Raw genomic sequence first — 19598 nt, 5'->3', positions numbered from 1 at the left:
TCGGGCGGCGCAATCGGCGATAGATCAGGTGAGGAAGATGCCCATCAGGGCCACGATGGCGATGACGCCGATGGTGCCCCACTTCACCAGCATGAGAAAGCCCTCATAGGTCTGCTCATGCGCCGGATAGTCGTTGCCATCGGCCGTGGTGTAAGCGACTTCACTGTGATCGGACATCAGGGTCTCCCGCCTCGTATTTCGTATGTTGCCACGGAATTAGCGCAATTGGATATGGAGAGCAACGGTTGCTGGCATACCACGGCAATCTTTACATACCGCAGTGCATTAGGCGGGCCAGTTGTCCCGAATCCAGCGCGTGAGCGATTGCTCGCTGACTTCGCCGGCAGCAAGGGCAAGGATGATCTCTGTAGCTTGGCCGGGATCTGGGGCGAACGAGATATCATTCATGCGCAAGAACACCATCATCGCATGAAAGGCGATGCGTTTGTTGCCATCAACGAACGCATGATTTTTGGCGAGACCGTATCCATAAGCTGCAGCAAGCGCCGCCATATCAGTCTCGCCGTAATGCCATTGATTGATCGGCCGTAGCACTGCCGACTCAAGGAGGCCGTGGTCCCGAACACCTTCGGGACCACCAAACATAGCAAGCTGTTCCGCGTGCATGTCGATTACTTCATCGACATCAAGCCACAATGGCTCGAATGTCGCGTTCATTTGGCCAGCGCGGCGAATGTATCCCTGTATTCGTGCATCACCTTGCGGGCGATTTCCATCGTCCGCGCATGCTTCGGATTGAAGGGAGACAGCCGCAAGCTTCCGTCTGGCTGTTCAACCGGATAGAATTTGTCGCCCTCCTTCAAATTGAGGCGCGCGAGCAATTCCTTCGGCAAAATCACTCCCACCGAATTACCAATTTTACGAATTTGAAGCGCCGTTGCCTCGAATTCGGGATTCCGGGCAGCTCCATTCATAGGTCCAACTCCCTGTTGTACGGAATGTATAACAGAAAGCTCGCGTACGTTCAACAAATGTTTTACGCCCACCCTACCCCATCGCTTCCAGCTCATCGATCATCCCTGAGATGACCGAGAGGCCGCCATCCCAGAACGCCGGGTCCTTGGCGTCGAGACCAAAGGGCTTCAGCAGTTCGGAATAGTGCTTGGTGCCGCCGGCGGCGAGCATAGCGAGATAGCGCTCTGCAAAACCTTCCTGGGCGTTCTCGTAGACCGCGTAGAGCGAGTTCACGAGGCAATCGCCGAAGGCATAGGCGTAGACGTAGAATGGCGAATGGATGAAGTGCGGGATGTACATCCAGAAGTTCTCGTAACCCGGCTTGATCTCGATCGCGGGCCCGAGGCTTTCGGTCTGCACGCTGAGCCAGAGTTCGCCGAGCCGCTGCGCCGTGAGTTCGCCGTGGCGACGCTCGGTGTGAACAGCGCGCTCGAATGAATAGAACGCGATCTGCCGGACCACCGTATTGATCATGTCCTCGACCTTGCCGGCGAGCAGCGCCTGACGCTGCTTGGCGCTCTTGGTCTGCGACAGCAGCCGCTTGAAGGTCAGCATTTCACCGAACACGCTGGCGGTTTCGGCCAGCGTCAACGGCGTCGGCGCCATCAGCGCACCGTTGCGGGCGGCGAGCACCTGATGCACGCCATGGCCGAGTTCGTGGGCGAGCGTCATCACGTCGCGCGGCTTGCCCTGATAGTTCATCAACACATAGGGATGCGCCGACGGCGTGGTCGGATGTGAGAACGCTCCGGGCGCCTTGCCCGGGCGCACCGGCGCATCGATCCAGCGATCGGTGAAGAAGCGCTTGGCGATATTGGCCATGTCGGGTGAAAACGCGCCATAGGCGGTCAGCACCATGTCCTGCGCATCCGACCATGGAATCGTGCCGGTCGGTGCGAATGGCAGCGGCGCGTTGCGGTCCCAATGGGCGAGCTTCTTCTTGCCGAACCAGCGCGCCTTCAACTGATAATAGCGATGCGACAGCCGCGGATAGGCCGCGCGCACTGACGACACCAGTGCATCGACCACTTCGCGCTCGACGCGATTGTTGAGATGGCGGGAATCCGCAATGTCCTGGAAACCGCGCCAGCGGTCGGAGATTTCCTTGTCCTTGGCCAGCGTATTGGTGATCAGCGCGAAGGTGCGCTCATTGACCTTGAAGGTTTTCGCTAGCGCTTGCCCGGCCGCCTTGCGCTTGGCCGGCGCGCGGTCCTGCAGCATGGTCAACGTTGGCTCGATCGCCAACTCCTTGCCGCCGAGCTTGAAGCGAAGCCCCGCGATTGTCTGATCAAACAGGCGGTTGAAGGCGCCATAACCGGTCTGGGACTTTTCGTGAAACAGCTGCTCGACGCGGTCTTCGAGCTGATAGGGCTTGTCCTTGCGGCTGTCTTCGATCCACGGCCGGTAGTGGCCAAGCTCGGGCGTCTGCATCGCCTGCTCGATCACGGCATCGTCGACACGATTGAGTTCGAGGCCGAAGAAGAGGAGATGCACCGACGCTGCAGTGATGCGCTCGGAGACGTCGCCGTAGAATTTCGAAATCGCAGGATCGACGCTGTCGCCGGCATGGACGAGACCGGCATAGGAGCCGAGCCGGCCGGCGAGATCGTCAATCGCCTCATAACGGCGAACAGCGCCCGCGAGCCACACACCACCGCCGGGCTTGGCCGTCTCTTCCGCGAGCTTGCCCTTGTAATCAGCTTCGAATGCCGCGCATTCGGCGTCGATCTTGTCGAGATCCCCGGCAATCTCCGGCGCGTCGATCGCCGTGTAGAGATCCGCAAGATTCCATTCCGGCAGCTTGCCCCCCGGCGATTTGGCCGATGATTTCGACGCCAGCTTGCTCACCACTTTTTTGGCCGGAGCGGATTTGCGCGAAACAGTTTTGCGAGAAGCGGTCTTTCGAGAAGGCTTGGCAGTCCGAGCAGTCGCAGATTTCGTCATGAATACTTTCGGTTGGATGCAGCCGTCACACGAAAGCAGCGAGCTGCGGAGCGAAATGGACAAGCAGTTCTTCGCCCTCGGTCATCAAGGGTTCGATCTCGTCATGAAGCATATGGCGAATCGTACACCACACCATGACAATCCGTGCGACAAGCCACCATCGCGTCCCGCGCAGCGCAGTGCGGGCATGCGCCGCCACCAGCGGCAGGCTGCGATGCTCGAACAACAGGCGCCCGGTGCCGTCTTCGAGAATGTACTGGCCATCCACGCGCGATACGCACAATTCGCAGGCCTGCTCCGGCTGCGGTCCCAGCAGATAGAGCTGCGCATCGCCGTTCTCAGTGATGCCAGTCTCCCATTCGCGGCCGCGATGCCCGAGATTGATCGTGTCGGCAAGCGTTGCGAGCTCGGTCTCGCTCCACGCGCCCTGCAGCGGTTTGCGCTGAAATGCGATGACGTTCATTTGGGTGCTCCAAACAGCAGCCGGTGCAATTCCGGCTCGTAATAGACCAGCAAATGTTTTGCGAAGGCGGCCGGCTCCAGACCGAGCTGAATGGCCCATGCTTCCATCGTTTCGGTGGGCACCCGACTGAAGCCGTTCTCAACCTGCGAGATGAACGTGTAATATTTGAGACCAAGTTTTGCGGCGAGATCGACCTGCGACAACCCGGCTTCCGCTCGCCGCGCCTTCAGCCAATCCCCAGCCTGTTTTCGCAACTGCCGCGCTTCCGGCAAGGCTTTGCCGCGCTGCACTCCAGCGAAATCCTCTTGATTTTCGCCACGTTTCATGATTACGAAACTATCCAGTATGAATTAAAGATCTGACGACTTCCTGTAGCACGACTATCGAGCTGCAAGAACGTTGCGGACGGGATGAAACGATACCCGACAGGACAACGATGGCCTTTACGGATCGCAACAGCATTGGCCGCAAGTATGCGCCTCCTGCCCCTCACCGGGTCAAGGAGCTGTTTGCCGCAACCCTTTTGCTGGCGCTGACCGCGGCACTGGCCTTGCGCGCATTTGTCTCGCTCGATGCGCTGGCGCCGATGGTCGCCACCCTGCTATTCGCACTTGCAGCATTGATGGCCGGTGGCGCGCTGATTCCGCGGAACTTCGCGCGGCGCGCGACCTGGTTCGATGTCGCCGGCGTCCTGACCTTCATCGGGGTCGGAATCAGCATCTTCATTGAGCCCGACCAGATGGTTCGGCTCGTCACCCTCTCCGATCAACCCGAGTAACGGATCGGATCAAGCGCGGGATCAAACCCGCATGTTTTGCAAAGTACGACTTTTAACAAGCACGTCCTGGCCCGGGCCCCTCTGGCAGTTCACCCGAACTGTGATGTCGGACTGGACGTTCATACGGAGTGGCCCACATGACAGACTTCTTCACCGCTGAAGCTATGACTGCACTTTTCCAGGTCGTGATGATCGATCTGGTTCTCGCCGGCGACAATGCCATCGTGATCGGCCTTGCGGCCGCCGGCCTTCCCAAGGAACAGCGCGGCAAAGCCATCCTGATCGGCATCATCGCCGCCACCATCCTGCGTATCGGCTTCGCCAGCATCACCGTTCAACTGCTGCAGATCATCGGCCTGCTTCTGGCTGGCGGCATCCTCTTGCTGTGGGTGTGCTGGAAGATGTGGCGCGAATTGCGCGCCGGACATGAGCACGATCTCAACGCGCTCGAGAACCAGCTTAATGCCGACGGCACGGCCAACGGCCCGCGCAAGACGCTTGGCCAGGCGATCTGGCAGATCACCGTCGCCGATGTGTCGATGTCGCTGGACAACGTGCTCGCGGTCGCCGGTGCTGCGCGTGAACACCCGAGCATCCTGATCTTCGGCCTGGTGCTGTCGATCGCGCTGATGGGTCTCGCCGCCTCCTTCATCGCCAAGCTGCTGCAGAAGCACCGCTGGATCGCCTATGTCGGCCTCGCCATCATTCTCTATGTGGCGGGTGACATGATCTATCGCGGTGCCCGCGAAGTCTGGCCCTATGCGACGGCTTACCTCGCCCCGGTGTTATGAAAGCATTAAGGCTTTGATCGCCATGGTGGCTCAAATCGGGACATACCCGCTCTGGAGTTGCCATGGCCGAACGAATCCTCATCGCAGATGACGACGCCGTCCAGCGCCGCCTCCTCGAAAACATGGTGCAGCGCTGCGGCTATGAGGCCATCACGGTCGATAGCGGCGACGCTGCCATGGCCCGGCTGATTGATCCCGAAGCGGCCGCCATCGATGCTCTGGTCCTCGACCTGATGATGCCCGGTCTCGACGGCATGGGCGTGCTCGACAAGATCCGCGAGAGCGGCCTCAGCATCCCCGTCATCGTCCAGACCGCCCATGGCGGTATCGAGAATGTTGTGTCCGCCATGCGCGCCGGCGCGCATGATTTCGTCGTCAAACCTGTCGGCGTCGAACGTCTGCAGGTAAGCCTGCGCAATGCGCTCAATACCAGTGCGTTGAAAGGCGAATTGCAGCGCATCAGGCACAGCCGCGAAGGCAAGCTCACTTTTGCCGACATCGTCACCCGCAATGCCGATATGGACGCCGTGCTGCGCACCGCACGCAAGGCGGCGACCTCCACGATTCCCGTGCTGATCGAAGGCGAGTCCGGCGTCGGCAAGGAATTGATCGCGCGCGCCATCCACGGCTCGGGCGAACGCAGCAGCAAGCCGTTCGTGGCCGTGAATTGCGGCGCCATTCCCGACAACCTCGTGGAGTCGATCCTGTTCGGCCACGAGAAGGGCGCCTTTACCGGCGCCACCGACCGGCATCTCGGCAAATTTGTCGAGGCTCACGGCGGCACGCTGTTTCTCGACGAAGTCGGCGAACTGCCGCTATCGGCGCAAGTGAAGCTGTTGCGCGCGCTTCAGGAAGGTTCGGTCGAGGCCGTGGGCGGGCGCAAGCCGGTCAAGGTCGATGTCCGCATCATCTCGGCCACCAACCGCAAGCTGCTCGATCTCGTCAAAGCCGGGCAATTCCGCGAAGATCTGTTCTATCGCCTGCATGTGCTGCCGCTCACGGCGCCGCCGCTCCGGGCGCGCCGCGAGGACATTCCGTATTTGCTGCGGCATTTCCTGGCGCGTTTCTGCGCCGAGGAGAACAGGCCGATTACCAGCATCGCTGCCGACGCCATGACGATGCTCACGCAACTCGACTGGCCGGGCAATATCCGGCAGCTGGAAAATGCCGTCTACCGCGCAGTGGTGATGAGCGAAGGCGATCAACTCGGACTGGCCGACTTCCCGCAAACGACCGCGTACGCTCCATCGATCGTGGCATCGGCGGTCGCGCCGCTGATTGTAGACCCCGTCTTCCACACGATGGCGCCGACCATGGTACCGGGCATCGACGCAGCCCCGATATCGCTCGCCGCCGGAAGCCTGTCCATGCTGACAGCCGAGAACGAGGTAAGGGCACTGGAAGAGCTCGAATCCGAGATCATCCGCTTTGCCATTGCGCATTATCGCGGCCAGATGTCGGAAGTCGCACGGCGCCTCAAAATCGGCCGGTCGACGCTCTACCGCAAGCTCGATGAGGCAGCGGAGAAAGATTCATCGATTGCGGATTCCGCACCGTCGAACTGAACTTCTCGCCTCCCACGCGATTGAACATGTTGTTGCGATCGCTATGGAACTTGAACCGTTGCGGTCTGGTGACACACAAAGTCAAAAGCATCGGTGAAACCTCGGTATGCGTTGCAAACCGGGGAGGTTGAGGTCAGTTTGTTGTGACTTGTCCGACAAGCGCTAGCGCTTGTGCCGGGCGCGTGTATCGTCTGCACAGGAAGCGCTCTGAATCGGAGCGAGCAGGCAAAACAGCGCGACTGCTTCAACCGAAGCTGATGATGTCAGACTAGAACTGTTCCATGCCGGAACAGCTCACCTAACGAGGTGCGAGAATGCGAGACTATTCCAAGGGCCGCTCGGGATTCGACCGCGTGCTGATGGCCGTGGCCGCGACATTCCTGACGGTTTCCGCTGGCGCCGCAGCTGCTGCCCAGAGCGCAGCGCCCCGCGACAGTGTCTCCGAACTCGCCATCGATGCGGCGGTGCCGCGCCCCGAACCCGCCAATGTTGCCCCGCCGACCGCTGCCGACTTCAAGGCCGATGCACCAAAGGCCGAGACCACCGCGTCCGTGCCGGACGCGACCCGGACGTCCGAGAAAACCATCGGCTCGACCTCGACCGATACGCCAAAGGCAACCGAGGCGGCGCAAGCGCCTGCGGATGTGAAGCCGAGCGAGGCTGTAACCGCGCCCGCCGCTGCGACACCGCCGGCCGCGACTGCTGTGGCACCTCCTGCGCCCGCAGCCGAACCGCCGAAGGATGTCGCCAAGGACATCGCCAAGCCCGCGACCACCGTTGCGTCCAGCGATCAGCCGGTCGCCGAGAAACTGCGCGATATGTTCGGCGCCAAGTCCACGCGCTATTTCGACCGTAAGGGCGAGCGCGCCGCGGTCGAGAAGTTCTACACCGCACGTGACTTCGCACCGATCTGGACCCAGGGCGGCGCAACGACCCCTGCCGCCAAGGGCGTCATTGCGCGCCTCAAGGACGCCGCTTCTGACGGCCTCGACGCCGCCGACTATCCGGTGCCGGATTTCACCGCGGCGAATACGCCCGATGCGCTCGCCGAGGCGGAGCTGAAGCTCACCGCCAGCATGCTCGACTATGCCCGCCAGGCACAGAGCGGCCGCATGCACTGGTCGCAGGTGACTGGCGACATCATGTATCCGGAGCATCCGACAGATCCGGCGGAAGTGCTCGCCAATATCTCGACCGCGAAGAACGCTTCGGCAGCCCTCGACGCCTACAACCCGCCGCACAAGGGCTATCAGGAGCTGAAGAAGAAGCTCGCTGAACTGCGCGGCGAAACCGCAACGCCAGTACAGCCGATCGGCGAGGGCCCGGCTCTGCGTTTCGCCAAGGCCACGAAGAAAAATCCGAACCCGACCGTGATGGACGACCCGCGCGTGCCGTTGCTGCGCGCGCGCCTCAATGTCGAGAGTCCGGCCGAGACCAAATACGACGCTGCCGTCGCCGAAGCCGTTCGCAAGTATCAGGCAAGCAACGATCTGAAGGCCACCGGCGTGCTGGACGAGGCCACCGTGCGCGCGATGAACTCGCCGAAGCGCGACCGCCACATCGATACGGTGCTGGTCAACATGGAGCGTTGGCGCTGGCTGCCACGCCAGCTCGGCGCGTCCGCAGTCGGCAATGCCTATGTGATGCTGAACATCCCGGACTATACGCTGAAAGTGATGCAGAACGGCGCGCAGGTCTGGACCACACGCGTCGTCGTCGGCAAGCCGGGCAATCACGCTACGCCGCTGATGACGGAAACGATGAAGTACATCACGGTCAACCCGACCTGGAACGTGCCGCCGTCCATCATCTACAACGAATACCTGCCCGCTCTGCAGCAGGACCCGACGGTGCTTGACCGCATGGGCCTGAAGCTGACGCGCAATTCCGACGGCAGCATCCACATTGCGCAGCCCCCCGGTGAAGCCAACGCGCTGGGCCGCATCCGCTTCAACTTCCCGAACAAGTTCCTCGTCTATCAGCACGATACACCGGACAAGAACCTATTCGGTCGCGACGAGCGCGCCTTCAGCCACGGCTGCATGCGCGTGCAGAATCCGGATCAATACGCCGCGACGCTGCTGAACATCACGATGCCGAACGAGCACTACACGCCGGAGAAGGTTCGCGGCATGTATGGCCGCAGCGAGATCGATCTGAAATTCCCGACGCCGATCCCGGTGAACATCACGTACCAGACAGCCTTCGTCGATGACGCTGGCAAGCTGCAGCTGCGCAAGGATATCTACGGACGCGACGCGCAGATGATGCAGTTGCTCCGCGGCGGCAAGAACAAGGATCTGGAACAGGTCGTTGCCCGGGCCCAGCCGAGCTATTCGCGCCCGCGCGCGGATATTCCGCAGGGCGTGGCCTTCAACGACAACGGCTCGCGCATGGCCAGCAACGGCGGCCTGTCCTTCTTCGAGCGCCTGTTTGGCGGCGGTGCCCCGGCACCACAGCCAGTTGCGCCCGGTCAGAAACCACGCCGGACGGTGACCCGCTAAGCGCGACGCCAGTCCTCAAAATTCGAAAGACTTATCAAGGGCTTCACCTTCCGGTGGAGCCCTTTTTACGTTTCGCTCTTTATCCAGATTAACCATCGTCCATCTGGAACCCGGCAGCGGGCTATTTTTCGCCATACTCAATGGGTTAAGTTTAATGGCTGGCTGAAAAGCCCGCTTGGGGGGATGGGTTGTAAATCTCGGTTAACCCTCCCGTTTTAAGAGTACGTTCACTCTCTGTCGCCGCATGGGGTAGCGAGAGAGTTGTCGACTTGGGTGGGTTCATACGTGCTGAGCGGTTTCGCACGCAAAACGAGATTGCGAACATCGCGCGCTGGCTTTCATGCCGGCCTCGCGTCAGTTCTGCTGATGGCAGGCGCCAGCTCCGTCCATAACGCCACCGCTCTCGACGAAACCCGCACCCTCTCGTTCCACCACACCCATTCAGGCGAAGACCTCACCGTCACGTTCAAGCGCAACGGCCGCTATGACGACGACGGGATGAAGAAGATCAACTACTTCCTCCGCGACTGGCGCAGCCAGGACCAGACCAACATGGATCGTCGCCTGTTCGACATCCTCTGGGAGGTCTACCGCGACGTCGACGGCAAGGCGCCGATCCAGATTATCTCCGCCTATCGCTCCCCCGCCACCAACGCCATGCTCCGCCGCCGCTCGTCCGGCGTCGCTCGCGCCAGCCAGCATATGCTCGGCCACGCGATGGATTTCTTCATTCCCGGCGTGGCGCTGGAAAAGATCCGCTTTGCCGGTTTGCGCCTGCAGCGCGGCGGCGTTGGCTTCTATCCGACCTCCGGCTCGCCTTTCGTGCATCTCGACACTGGCAGCATCCGTCACTGGCCGCGCATGACGCATGACCAGCTGGCGCGCGTCTTCCCCGACGGCCGCACCGTGCATCTCCCCACCGACGGCCGTCCATTGGCTGGCTATCAGCTGGCGATGGCTGAGATCGAGAAGCGCGGCGATGGCGACAGTGCAGCTTTTGCCAAGAGCAAGCCGGGCCTGTTCGCCTCGCTGTTCCGTGGTGGCAAGTCGAATGACGACGAAGACGAGAGCGCAGTAGCCGCGATCGCACCCGCCAAGCCGTCGCCTGTGGGCATGATGGCCGCCGCGATGCCTGCGAAACCGGTCGATACGAAGCAGGCCGAAACGAAGTTGGCTGAAACGAAGCTGGCTGAGGCGAAGTCTTCGGACCCCATTCCGATGCCGCGCTCCAAGCCGGCCGCAGCAGCAACCTATCAGCTCGCATCGGCCGACACCGAGACCGTTCCGGTACCGCGCCCGAAGGCACCGATTCCGGCGCCCGCAGCCAAGACCGACAACCGGCCGCAGACGCCGGCCGATATTATCAATGCCCGCGGCTTCTGGGATGATATGCCGGCGCCGAAACAGGCCACGCCGCAGCAGGTCGCCGCGATCACCGCACGGCAGGCCTTGGCCAATGTGGTCGATCCGCAGCCGGCCGCCACCGAGTCCAGCTTCGCCAAGGCGATGGCCTATGCGCCGCCGGCTAACTCCCCGGTCGATCGCGCCAATGTCGTTGCCGCGAGCGCGCCGATCCCACGTAGCATGCGTCCGGCCTCCGTGGCCAAGAACCCGATGGCGGTGAATAACATCACGACCGTCGTCGCGAAGGGCGCTCAAGGCCAGAACAGCACCGTCACCGTAGCGACCCGCCTGACCGCAGCAGTCATTCCCGACAACCATGTCTGGATGCGCGCAATGATCCTCGCGCCGAGCGCCACCACGTCGATGTCAGCCTCAGTGATGGGCGACGGCGACATGACCATCCTGCGCGCGCACTTCGTCAAGCCGCAGGCGGTGGTGGCGATGACTTTCTCGGATGATCCGCAGCTCGGTCTGGTCTGCGACCGCTTCACCGGCTCGGCAACGGCCTCGCTTGCGACGACAGCATTTGTGATGCGCACGGCGTCGCTGCGTTAAGCGCGCGAATTTCTCAGACTACAATGGTGTCATGGCCGGGCTTGACCCGGCCATCCATCGCTATTTTTGTGGCTAGATGGATACGCGGGTCGTTTAGCGCGAAGACGCGCTTCGCGCTTTTGCCCGCGTATGACACCTGAGTGTTTGGCTGAGTATTGGCGCGCTAAGCGCCTTACAGCATTCCCAAGGCCTGCAGATAGGTCTCGAGGATCGTCTCCTGCTCGGCACGCTCGTTGGCGTCCTGCTTGCGCATGCGGATGATGGTGCGCAGCGCCTTCACGTCGTAGCCGTTGCCCTTGGCTTCGCCATAGACGTCCTTGATGTCGTCGGAGATCGTCTTCTTTTCTTCTTCAAGGCGCTCGATACGCTCGACGATAGCCTTGAGCTGATCCTTGGCGAAAGAATGTGTCGCCTGATCGTCCAGCACGGACGCAGCAGAGGTGGCCATCGAAAACTCCTGGTGAACTGATGTTGCTTTAAGCGGATATGGGGTGGGTTTAGTGCGCAGCGTTATGCCCGCATTAATCTTAAGGAAATGACACTCAAGACCACGGCGCCTTGCGTCAAGGCGCCTTCGCGGTCATCCACAGCGCCCCCACAGCTTTGATTTCATGCCTCAAAAAGACGAGAAATCGTCAGTGCCCGCTGTGCACTTTCTTCATGGCCTCAATTTGTTCGGGTTTGGCCTCGGCCTGATGCAGCGATTTCCAGGTCTCGTAAGGCATGCCGTAAATCGCTTCGCGGCTCTCATCCTTGGTCATCGCCACGCCCTTGGCGTCGGCAGCGTCCTTCAGCCAGTTTGACAGGCAGTTCCGACAGAAGCCGGCCAGATTCATCAGGTCGATATTCTGCACATCGGTGCGACCGCGCAAATGGTCAACCAGCCGGCGAAAGGCGGCGGCCTCGAGTTCGGTCTGGATCTTGTCGTCAATCGCCATGAATGGTCTCGCTGTTGCACCCGATACCGGCCTGTCGTCTTCATGTAACATGGGCGCTGTCACAGATTTTGCCATATCACAACGCAAACCGCCTGGCGGGACAGAATTGGTTCCGCGACCGTTGACAGGCCCGCCGGGTCAAGCGAAATCGTCAACGAATTGAGATAGCTTCGCCGCATGACCGCAAAAGATTCCCATTCCCGCCCCTTTCGACGCGTCCCCCTCGCCGGCCTGTTGCCAGTGCTGGCGCTGGCCCTGTCGTGCCTGTGGGCGACCCCCGCGGCGGCTGATTTCCGGCTATGCAACAACACCTCGAGCCGGGTCGGGATCGCGCTGGGCTACAAGGATGCCGAAGGCTGGACCACCGAGGGCTGGTGGAATGTCTCGTCGCGAGCCTGCGAGACCTTGCTGCGCGGAACCCTGGTTGCGCGGTATTATTATATCTACGCACTCGATTACGATCGGGGTGGTGAGTGGTCGGGTCAGGCCTTCATGTGCTCCCGCGACAAAGAATTCACCATCAAGGGCACCGAAAACTGCCTCGCACGCGGCTTTGACCGGACCGGCTTCTTCGAGGTCGACACCGGCGAACAGCGCGCCTGGACGGTGCAACTGACCGAGACCAACGAACAACCGCCGAAGCTGCCGGGCATTCCGGGCCCAACCGGACCGCCTCCGGGCGCACCCGGCGCGGGCTTCCCCGGTCTGCCCAACACGCCAGGTGGCGCGCCCCCGGGCGGGTCAACGACCCTGCCGCCATCAGTACCGCCGGGAGGCAAACAATGAGACGTCAACGCCGCATCAAGATTCTGGCCACGCTCGGCCCTGCCTCGTCCGACAGCGCGATGATCCGCAAGCTGTTCGAGGCTGGTGCCGACGTGTTCCGCATCAATATGAGCCACACGCCGCATGACAAGATGCGCGAGCTGGTGAAGACCATCCGCAATGTCGAAAGCAGCTACGGGCGCCCGATCGGCATTCTGGTCGATCTGCAGGGCCCGAAGCTGCGCGTCGGCGCCTTTGCCGAAGGCGGTGTGCAGCTCAAGAACGGCGAGAGTTTCGTGCTGGATTCCGATCCCGCGCCCGGCGACGCCACCCGCGTGCACCTGCCACATCCGGAAATTCTCGCTGCACTTCGCCCGGGCCATGCGCTGCTGATCGACGACGGCAAGCTGCGGCTGATTGCCGAGGAGACATCGAACGACCGCGCGGTGACGCGCGTGGTGGTCGGCGGCCGCATCTCCGACCGCAAGGGCGTCAGCCTGCCCGATACAGACCTGCCGGTGTCGGCCATGACGCCGAAGGACCGCCTAGATCTGGAAGCCGCACTCGAGACCGGCATCGACTGGATAGCCCTGTCCTTCGTGCAGCGCGCCGAGGACGTGCATGAGGCCAAACGACTGGTGCGCGGCCGCGCATCCATCATGTCGAAGATCGAGAAGCCGCAGGCCATCGACCGTCTCGATTCCATTCTGGAAGCGTCCGACGCGCTGATGGTGGCACGCGGCGATCTCGGCGTCGAACTGCCGCTGGAACGGGTACCAAGTCTACAAAAGCGCATGACGCGCATGGCGCGCCGCGCCGGCAAACCGGTGGTGGTCGCTACGCAGATGCTGGAGTCGATGATCCAGAGTCCGGTGCCGACACGCGCCGAAGTCTCCGACGTGGCAACGGCCATCTATGAAGGCGCGGACGCCGTCATGCTGTCGGCCGAATCCGCCGCTGGCAAATTCCCGGTCGAAGCCGTCTCAACGATGAACCGCATCGGCGAGGAAGTAGAGCGCGATCCGACCTATCGCACCGTACTGATGGCCCAGCGCCCCGAACCCGAGCCGACCGTCGGTGATGCCATTGCGGACGCCGCACGACAGATCGCAGAAACGCTGGACCTGTCTGCGATCATTTGCTGGACCAGCTCAGGATCCACCGCCGTGCGCGTCGCCCGTGAGCGGCCGAAGCCGCCGGTGGTAGCGATCACGCCGAACCTCGCCGCCGGTCGCAAGCTCTCGGTCGTGTGGGGTGTACACTGCGTGGTGGCGGAGGATGCGAAGGACCTCGACGACATGGTCGATCGCGCCGGACGCATCGCCTTCCGTGACGGCTTCGCTAAAGCCGGCCAGCGGGTCATCATTGTCGCTGGCGTGCCACTCGGCACACCAGGTGCGACCAACATGGTCCGCATCGCTTATGTCGGGCCAAACGACGCGGATATGTAGTTCACTTGCTTAACCTCTCCCCGCGCTTTGCGGGGAGAGGTCGCCGCGTCTAGCGGCGGGTGAGAGGCATCGCACAAAGCCCACCATACGCACTTCACTCACGGATCGAAGAGCCCCTCACCCCACCTCTCCCCGCAAGAGCGGGGCGAGGGAGTGCGCGGCAGGTGCCAAGACCCTGAGAACTACACCAGTGTCGCGTCGAGCGTGATTTCTGCGTTCAGCACCTTCGACACCGGGCAGCCGGCCTTTGCCATGGCGGTGAGTTCGTCGAACTTCGCCTTGTCGGCGCCGGGAATAGAGGCCGACAGCGTGAGGTGCACTTTGGTAATCGCGAAGCCGTCACCCTGCTTCTCCAGCGTCACATCCGCCTTGGTTTCCATATTGTCGGCTTTGAACCCTGCTTCGCCAAGGATCAGCGACAGCGCCATGGTAAAACAGGCGGCATGGGCCGCACCGATCAGCTCTTCAGGATTGGAGCCAGGCTTGCCTTCGAAGCGGCTGGCGAAACCATACGGATAGTCACTGAGCGCGCCGCTCTTGGTGGAAATCGATCCCTTGCCGTCCTTGATGCCGCCCTGCCATTTGGCCGAACCGAAAGTCGTGGTCATGCAATTCTCCTCAATTTGGGTTGAAGTCGATCGAACGGGAGGTTAGCGCAAGGCGGCCTTCGGTTTTGTGTCAGCGGCCGAGATCATGCCCTCGATCTCCCTCATGATAAGATCAGGTGCAGCGTTTTGCACCATATGACCAACGTTCGGCAGCACGATTAGTTTGGCGCCCGGCACGGTTTTCGCGAAATGACGCGAATGAATCTCCGGCGATACGATGGTGTCGGCAGAGCCTGCGATCACGACGGTCGGAGCTTTGATATCGGCATAGCGCGATGCCTGCGCCATGACGGCAGATTTCAACGTTACTAGATCCCAGGCATTGGCAAGGAAGTTGCGCGGCCGCAGTACAAGTTGCGTCGCGGTCTGCGCGATATAGCCTTCCGGCATCGGCTGCGGCGCAAACACTGCGCGTCCGGCCATGTCCGTCAAGAAATAGCCGAGCGGCAGCGTGATCGTATAGGCCAGCAGCTTGCCTATGGCCGGAGTGGTGACGACCTCGTTATAGATGCCAACGCCACCGGGCCAGGGATGAGTGACACCCGCCAGCATGACCAGTCCTGCGAAACGCTGCGGATAGTCCAGTGCCATCAGCGCGCCGAGTGCGCCGGCAAGCGAATGCACCACAACGATCGCCTGATCGACGCCGAGTTTTTCAAGCGCTTCATCGATCATCCTCGCCTGCATCGCCGGAGAATAGTTCGACAAATCGTCACGCGTGCTCCAGCCAAAGCCGGGACGGTCGATCAGGATAACGCGGTGTTTTTCTGCCAGCATATTGCCGAGCGGCAGCCGCATGGTCTCCATGCTCGACGTGGCACCGTGGATGAGGACAATCGGCGGGCCTGATGCGTCGCGTGGTCCGATCTGCACCACATGCAGACGGCCACCCGTGACGTCGACAAGCTCACCCGTTGGCCGATATTTACGCTCGAATACCAGCACGCCGACCTGCGTGGCCACGGCCAGCACGCATAGCACGGCCACCACAGTGACCGATATCATCGCCGATATCCGAGGAATTTTGTGCACGGTTCAGCTACGCGACGGTACCCTGAGGGTTTCGCGCCGCGCGTCATTTACGCACTGACGCCAAGACGACCAATGCCCGGCAGTTTGATCGCGGGCCGGCGGATGTCGAGGCCGAATACGGCACCCAGCAGATTGAGCTCGACCCCTTCGACCCAGCCTGCGGTAACACCGAGATAGCCGCCCAATGTGGCGCGCACGCCGGTGCCGGAAGGTGTCCAGCCAAAGGCATTGCCGGCATAGGGGAAATCCTTCCCGATGGCGGTGGGCGGCAATGCCACCTGCAATTCGGGCACGGCGGCCAAAACTGCCGCGACGAAGGTGTTGGAGTTCGGCCCCGGCCAAGCCCGATAGTCGCCATAAGAGCGCCAGGAGTAACTCGCGATGGCCGCCTGGATTTTCGGGATCATGGCGGTGGCGGCATCGCCGTCGGCGGAGGCGATAGCGGTCGGCACGTCGCCGAACCAGCGGCCGTCTGCGGCAAATCCATTCAGGCGGATCGGCTCGCCCCACGCCGTATAATCGTAGCGAGTATAACGCGACGCGCCCTGTTCCTTGAACACGATCCAGCTATGGACCGCAAAGATACCGCGCCAGCGCACGGTCCGCGCCGCGAAGACGCGCACAAGTGCCTCGGGATGCGTGGCGGGCGGTGGCAACAGGCCGGCGCTTGAACGATCCGCGCTCTGCCAATCTACCGAGCGATCACCCATCCAATATCTGGCTGCCGACACAACAATGGGAACGACGAGAAGCGCGAGCAGGACAATCACAAATTTTCTCACCGAGGAAAGGCCCGTGGAGGGAAGTAATGTTGTGGATATGGGGGGCGTTTGGCGGCTTTGCCACGGCGGCCGCGACGAATGGCCAGCAAGAACTGTCCACACTATCCACAGGAACGCATTCGTTCCCGCCCGGTTATCGCCACGATCAGGCGGCGGACTGACGCCATGATCTGAACTGGAGATAGTTCCATGACGGCCCGCCCAACCGATGCTGTGATCGACGAAATCATTTCTACCTGCAATGGCGACTTGCGCGGCGCGCTCAAGGCTTTGCTGATGGTCAACGAACAACTGGAAGCGGAATTGCAGCAACTCTATGCCGCTTCACCCCAGTTCGGTGCTATCCGGCCCGGCAATAACGTCCTGCACTAGATCGACAGACGCACCTATTCTGGATCCTTCGTGTCTTACGGCTCGTCTATGTCTTCCACTTTCGGACATTGTCGAATGGTTGAAGGCGCGCGCGTCTTGAACTCGTGCCACTGCGCCCCCGCGTAGCCGCAACTTTGGCTAATCCGGAGCTGCCGCATCCTCGAAAAGTCGCGACAATCACTAGCCCGCGCGGCGCTGCGCTGACTTGCTCTGCTGGTTATCTGCGTCATTGTCCTCTGCAGCTTCAGTGGTCGGCGGCGGCAACTGCATCAGGACGGTCTGTCCGGGTGACGCGATCTCGATACCTTCTTCCTGGAAGCGGATTTTCATGCGGCGATTGAATTCGCGCTGCACCGCCCAGCGGCCGGAATCGGTACACCGGATCTGCCCGACGATCGTCGCCATCGAACCATCGACCTTATCGACGCCCCACAATTCGAGATCGCTGCGGATCAGCGGCTTGAAAGCTGCCTCATTGCGCATCTGCTCGACGATGTCCTTCAGCAACTGGCCGGCGCGGTCGGTATCTTCCTTGTAAGCGACGCTGACGCTGACGGCCGCGTTGCCTGCACCGCGGCTGGCATTGGTGATGGTGGTCACCGCGCTGAAGGGAATGATGTGAACCGAACCATCGCCGGCACGCAGTCGAATGGTACGGATCGAGACGTTCTCCACGACACCCGACAGGCCCGACACCGTAACGTTGTCACCAACCTGCACGGTGCTTTCCAGCAGCAGAAACAGGCCGGTAATCACGTCCTGCACCAGCTTCTGCGAACCGAAGCCGATAGCGATACCGAGGATGCCGGCACCAGCGAGCAGCGGCGCAACATTGACACCGATCTCGCTCAGCGCGGTGAGCGCAACCACCGCGATGATTACGCCGAGCAATGTCGTACGCAGCATCGGCTGGAACGTGCGCAGACGGGCCGCGCGGGCGAAATGAGCATCGCGCGTCAGCGCCGCGAGCTGACGCTCCATCAGCGCATTGCTACCTTCCCACACAACCGCAGCGACAATGGCAGCGATGCCGACGGTGATGACAGCCGAGACGACCCGACTGCCGATCTGGCCGCCATAGAACCAGACAATGGCATTGACGCCCCACACTTCCAGCAAGGCAACGAGGCCGATCACCGCGATGATCGTTGCGACGACCTTGCGCAACAGTGGCAGATAACGATTGGCACGCGTCTCAAGACCCGGAAAGCGCTGCAAGATTTCCGGTTTGATGCGGAAACCGCGATCAATGAGGCTCAGCGCAATCATCGAGACGAGCCGGGCCACCAGCGCGACAATGACCGTGCCGACGATGTATCGCAGCAGCAATGAATAACCGTTCTGGATATTGAGCGCCCAGATGGTCCAAGCCGCCATCACGACGACGATCGCCAGCACATGCCAGAGACTGGCGAGGCGATTGCGCATCGCGCTCAGGAAGCCCGTAGCGCCGATCGGCGCGCGGAGCGCATCGGCAACGGGCTTCCGGCACTGCAGGACGATGACGACAACAAACAGATGCACGACCAGCATCACGAGCTTGATCAGCGCGAAATGCGCCGAGCGATAGAGACCCATCATCAGGGCAACATTGGCGATTGCGATGCCGGTGGCGCCGACGCCGACGATGCGACGCGTCCAGATTTCGAGATAGGCTGCGGTCTCCTCCTTCACCCTGAACAGAGCGAGCGGCCCGAACAACGCGCGCATCGCACAGATGATGGCGCGCGCCACCACATAGCTGTTTACGATCGCAAGGATCGCGAGGCGCGTGATCCCGGCATCGCCGATCTGGGTGCCGAGCAGCAGCGATACTGTGCCGGTAAAGACGAAAATCGGAAACAATTCGAGGAGAAGACGCCCGACCACATAGGGAAGCCGCAGCAGCGATTGCCACGCCCGGGTCAGGCTGCGCCGGCGTTTGTTGAGATCGGGCGCCTCGGTGAAGTCGGCCGTGGACGACGGTGGATCGGCACGTTCGATGAGCGAGGACGGCGCACGGGCGACGAAAGGAATGCGCGCCTCGAGCGCGGCCTGCGGCTTGCGCAGCAGCCAGACCATGAGCCATTCCGCTGCCAGCGCACCGCCGAATACGACAACAAGCTTCCAGGCGATGTCGAACAGGAGATGATAGGTGGCGGGATCGTTGGCGCTGCGCTGCAGCCAGTACCATAGCGCCGGAAAGCGCGTGACCGATTGCACGGCTGTCGAGACCTCGCGCGTAATATCGCCGAGCTGATCGGAAATCGTCACCAGCAATTGCGCGCCAAGACTGTCGGCGTCGAGCGGAATGGCAGGCTTCTTCTCCGGCGATGCGGGTGTCGCCGCGGCGATCGCGCGCAGCGTATCGATCATCTCCTTGCGCTTGACGTCGTCCTGCAATGTGTCGAGCGCAGCCTTGGCCTGATCGGGGGACAGCGTCGAAACTGCAGGCGCCGGCGGCGCATCGGCTTTCTGCGCCAGCGCAGGGCCGGTCACAGCAGCCATCGGTGCGGCCATCAACACACATAGCAAAGCGAATAGCGGAAATGACTTCGGCGCCAAAAGGTGTCCCTTCCTGTGGCTCGGAAAACGCCCTTTTCGCCCGTTTCCTGTGTCAGAAGTTTGATTCCCCGGCGACGATGTCTTGTTTTTCCATCGCGGGCAGCAGGGATGCATCAAAGCAGGGCGA

Annotated in this window: 20 protein-coding genes; 8 read left to right on the top strand and 12 right to left on the bottom strand. The window is 61.6% G+C overall.

What is annotated here, in order from left to right; all coding sequences use genetic code 11:
- Positions 1-24: 24 nt before the first annotated feature.
- From HP556_RS16890 to HP556_RS16865, 6 genes are all read right to left on the bottom strand, one after another.
- Positions 25-177: an aa3-type cytochrome c oxidase subunit IV gene (locus HP556_RS16890; RefSeq protein ID WP_089265886.1), complete on the bottom strand. Its 153-nt coding sequence runs from the start codon at positions 175-177 to the stop codon at positions 25-27.
- A 108-nt stretch (positions 178-285) separates the two neighbouring features.
- Positions 286-678: a type II toxin-antitoxin system death-on-curing family toxin gene (locus tag HP556_RS16885; RefSeq protein ID WP_175367820.1), complete on the bottom strand. Its 393-nt coding sequence runs from the start codon at positions 676-678 to the stop codon at positions 286-288.
- The gene (locus HP556_RS16880) at positions 675-935 is read right to left on the bottom strand and encodes an AbrB/MazE/SpoVT family DNA-binding domain-containing protein (protein WP_120287136.1); all 261 of its coding nucleotides are present in this window, start codon (positions 933-935) and stop codon (positions 675-677) included. Before HP556_RS16880 ends, HP556_RS16885 begins: the two co-directional genes overlap by 4 nt.
- A gap of 73 nt (positions 936-1008) precedes the next feature.
- Positions 1009-2919, bottom strand: coding sequence for a M3 family oligoendopeptidase (locus HP556_RS16875; RefSeq protein ID WP_175367819.1), 1911 nt, complete (start codon positions 2917-2919; stop codon positions 1009-1011).
- Positions 2920-2944: 25 nt separating this feature from the next.
- Entirely contained in the window at positions 2945-3382 is a 438-nt protein-coding gene (locus HP556_RS16870; protein WP_089265883.1) for a hypothetical protein, read from the bottom strand.
- On the bottom strand, positions 3379-3708 hold the full coding sequence (locus tag HP556_RS16865; RefSeq protein WP_089265882.1) for a helix-turn-helix domain-containing protein: 330 nt from the start codon (positions 3706-3708) through the stop codon (positions 3379-3381). Before HP556_RS16865 ends, HP556_RS16870 begins: the two co-directional genes overlap by 4 nt.
- Positions 3709-3818: 110 nt before the next feature.
- Between HP556_RS16865 and HP556_RS16860 the strand changes: the two genes are divergently transcribed.
- The 5 genes from HP556_RS16860 (at position 3819) to HP556_RS16840 (ending at position 10979) form a co-directional block, all read left to right on the top strand.
- Positions 3819-4160 (top strand): hypothetical protein, encoded by a 342-nt coding sequence (locus HP556_RS16860; RefSeq protein ID WP_175367818.1) that lies wholly within the window; start codon positions 3819-3821, stop codon positions 4158-4160.
- Positions 4161-4297: 137 nt separating this feature from the next.
- Complete coding sequence (locus HP556_RS16855; protein WP_175367817.1) at positions 4298-4951, top strand: TerC family protein; 654 nt, start codon at positions 4298-4300, stop codon at positions 4949-4951.
- 62 nt (positions 4952-5013) lie between these two features.
- Positions 5014-6516 carry a sigma-54-dependent transcriptional regulator gene (locus tag HP556_RS16850; protein ID WP_175367816.1) on the top strand — a complete coding sequence of 501 codons (1503 nt, stop codon included), beginning with the start codon at positions 5014-5016 and terminating at the stop codon, positions 6514-6516.
- A 314-nt stretch (positions 6517-6830) separates the two neighbouring features.
- Entirely contained in the window at positions 6831-9020 is a 2190-nt protein-coding gene (locus HP556_RS16845) for a L,D-transpeptidase family protein (protein WP_175367815.1), read from the top strand.
- Positions 9021-9305: 285 nt separating this feature from the next.
- On the top strand, positions 9306-10979 hold the full coding sequence (locus HP556_RS16840) for a peptidoglycan L,D-endopeptidase MepK (RefSeq protein ID WP_420878673.1): 1674 nt from the start codon (positions 9306-9308) through the stop codon (positions 10977-10979).
- A 172-nt stretch (positions 10980-11151) separates the two neighbouring features.
- Here the strand turns inward: HP556_RS16840 and HP556_RS16835 are convergent, their stop codons facing one another.
- Positions 11152-11427, bottom strand: a complete 276-nt coding sequence (locus HP556_RS16835; protein WP_068728829.1) for a DUF2312 domain-containing protein — start codon at positions 11425-11427, stop codon at positions 11152-11154.
- 187 nt (positions 11428-11614) lie between these two features.
- Positions 11615-11917, bottom strand: a complete 303-nt coding sequence (locus HP556_RS16830) for a DUF1244 domain-containing protein (RefSeq protein WP_089265876.1) — start codon at positions 11915-11917, stop codon at positions 11615-11617.
- A gap of 177 nt (positions 11918-12094) precedes the next feature.
- Here HP556_RS16830 and HP556_RS16825 point away from each other — a divergent pair, with 177 nt between their 5' ends.
- A complete protein-coding gene (locus HP556_RS16825) occupies positions 12095-12703 on the top strand; it encodes a DUF1036 domain-containing protein (protein WP_175367813.1) in 609 nt (202 codons plus the stop codon).
- The gene (gene pyk, locus HP556_RS16820; RefSeq protein WP_089265874.1) at positions 12700-14133 is read left to right on the top strand and encodes a pyruvate kinase; all 1434 of its coding nucleotides are present in this window, start codon (positions 12700-12702) and stop codon (positions 14131-14133) included. Before HP556_RS16825 ends, pyk begins: the two co-directional genes overlap by 4 nt.
- Positions 14134-14315: 182 nt before the next feature.
- On the opposite strand, the gene HP556_RS16815 is transcribed toward pyk, so the two are convergent.
- From HP556_RS16815 to HP556_RS16805, 3 genes are all read right to left on the bottom strand, one after another.
- The gene (locus tag HP556_RS16815; protein WP_175367812.1) at positions 14316-14741 is read right to left on the bottom strand and encodes an OsmC family protein; all 426 of its coding nucleotides are present in this window, start codon (positions 14739-14741) and stop codon (positions 14316-14318) included.
- A 42-nt stretch (positions 14742-14783) separates the two neighbouring features.
- The gene (locus tag HP556_RS16810; protein WP_175367811.1) at positions 14784-15746 is read right to left on the bottom strand and encodes an alpha/beta fold hydrolase; all 963 of its coding nucleotides are present in this window, start codon (positions 15744-15746) and stop codon (positions 14784-14786) included.
- Positions 15747-15820: 74 nt separating this feature from the next.
- On the bottom strand, positions 15821-16483 hold the full coding sequence (locus HP556_RS16805) for a DUF3750 domain-containing protein (RefSeq protein ID WP_120288006.1): 663 nt from the start codon (positions 16481-16483) through the stop codon (positions 15821-15823).
- A gap of 261 nt (positions 16484-16744) precedes the next feature.
- Between HP556_RS16805 and HP556_RS16800 the strand changes: the two genes are divergently transcribed.
- A complete protein-coding gene (locus HP556_RS16800) occupies positions 16745-16927 on the top strand; it encodes a hypothetical protein (RefSeq protein ID WP_068728843.1) in 183 nt (60 codons plus the stop codon).
- Positions 16928-17107: 180 nt separating this feature from the next.
- Here the strand turns inward: HP556_RS16800 and HP556_RS16795 are convergent, their stop codons facing one another.
- The gene (locus HP556_RS16795) at positions 17108-19426 is read right to left on the bottom strand and encodes a mechanosensitive ion channel domain-containing protein (protein ID WP_175367810.1); all 2319 of its coding nucleotides are present in this window, start codon (positions 19424-19426) and stop codon (positions 17108-17110) included.
- Positions 19427-19598 lie beyond the last annotated feature (172 nt).

Source organism: Tardiphaga robiniae (assembly GCF_013359755.1).
GTDB classification, from domain to species: domain Bacteria; phylum Pseudomonadota; class Alphaproteobacteria; order Rhizobiales; family Xanthobacteraceae; genus Tardiphaga; species Tardiphaga robiniae.
Note: the sequence above shows the minus strand (reverse complement) of the source record. Positions and strands in the feature narration are given on the sequence as shown.

Coding starts and splice junctions, on each gene's coding strand:
- HP556_RS16890 (WP_089265886.1), bottom strand. CDS start 177: ATGTCCGATCACAGTGAAGTCGCTTACACCACGGCCGATGGCAACGAC.
- HP556_RS16885 (WP_175367820.1), bottom strand. CDS start 678: ATGAACGCGACATTCGAGCCATTGTGGCTTGATGTCGATGAAGTAATC.
- HP556_RS16880 (WP_120287136.1), bottom strand. CDS start 935: ATGAATGGAGCTGCCCGGAATCCCGAATTCGAGGCAACGGCGCTTCAA.
- HP556_RS16875 (WP_175367819.1), bottom strand. CDS start 2,919: ATGACGAAATCTGCGACTGCTCGGACTGCCAAGCCTTCTCGAAAGACC.
- HP556_RS16870 (WP_089265883.1), bottom strand. CDS start 3,382: ATGAACGTCATCGCATTTCAGCGCAAACCGCTGCAGGGCGCGTGGAGC.
- HP556_RS16865 (WP_089265882.1), bottom strand. CDS start 3,708: ATGAAACGTGGCGAAAATCAAGAGGATTTCGCTGGAGTGCAGCGCGGC.
- HP556_RS16860 (WP_175367818.1), top strand. CDS start 3,819: ATGGCCTTTACGGATCGCAACAGCATTGGCCGCAAGTATGCGCCTCCT.
- HP556_RS16855 (WP_175367817.1), top strand. CDS start 4,298: ATGACAGACTTCTTCACCGCTGAAGCTATGACTGCACTTTTCCAGGTC.
- HP556_RS16850 (WP_175367816.1), top strand. CDS start 5,014: ATGGCCGAACGAATCCTCATCGCAGATGACGACGCCGTCCAGCGCCGC.
- HP556_RS16845 (WP_175367815.1), top strand. CDS start 6,831: ATGCGAGACTATTCCAAGGGCCGCTCGGGATTCGACCGCGTGCTGATG.
- HP556_RS16835 (WP_068728829.1), bottom strand. CDS start 11,427: ATGGCCACCTCTGCTGCGTCCGTGCTGGACGATCAGGCGACACATTCT.
- HP556_RS16830 (WP_089265876.1), bottom strand. CDS start 11,917: ATGGCGATTGACGACAAGATCCAGACCGAACTCGAGGCCGCCGCCTTT.
- HP556_RS16825 (WP_175367813.1), top strand. CDS start 12,095: ATGACCGCAAAAGATTCCCATTCCCGCCCCTTTCGACGCGTCCCCCTC.
- pyk (WP_089265874.1), top strand. CDS start 12,700: ATGAGACGTCAACGCCGCATCAAGATTCTGGCCACGCTCGGCCCTGCC.
- HP556_RS16815 (WP_175367812.1), bottom strand. CDS start 14,741: ATGACCACGACTTTCGGTTCGGCCAAATGGCAGGGCGGCATCAAGGAC.
- HP556_RS16810 (WP_175367811.1), bottom strand. CDS start 15,746: ATGATATCGGTCACTGTGGTGGCCGTGCTATGCGTGCTGGCCGTGGCC.
- HP556_RS16805 (WP_120288006.1), bottom strand. CDS start 16,483: ATGGGTGATCGCTCGGTAGATTGGCAGAGCGCGGATCGTTCAAGCGCC.
- HP556_RS16800 (WP_068728843.1), top strand. CDS start 16,745: ATGACGGCCCGCCCAACCGATGCTGTGATCGACGAAATCATTTCTACC.
- HP556_RS16795 (WP_175367810.1), bottom strand. CDS start 19,426: ATGGCCGCACCGATGGCTGCTGTGACCGGCCCTGCGCTGGCGCAGAAA.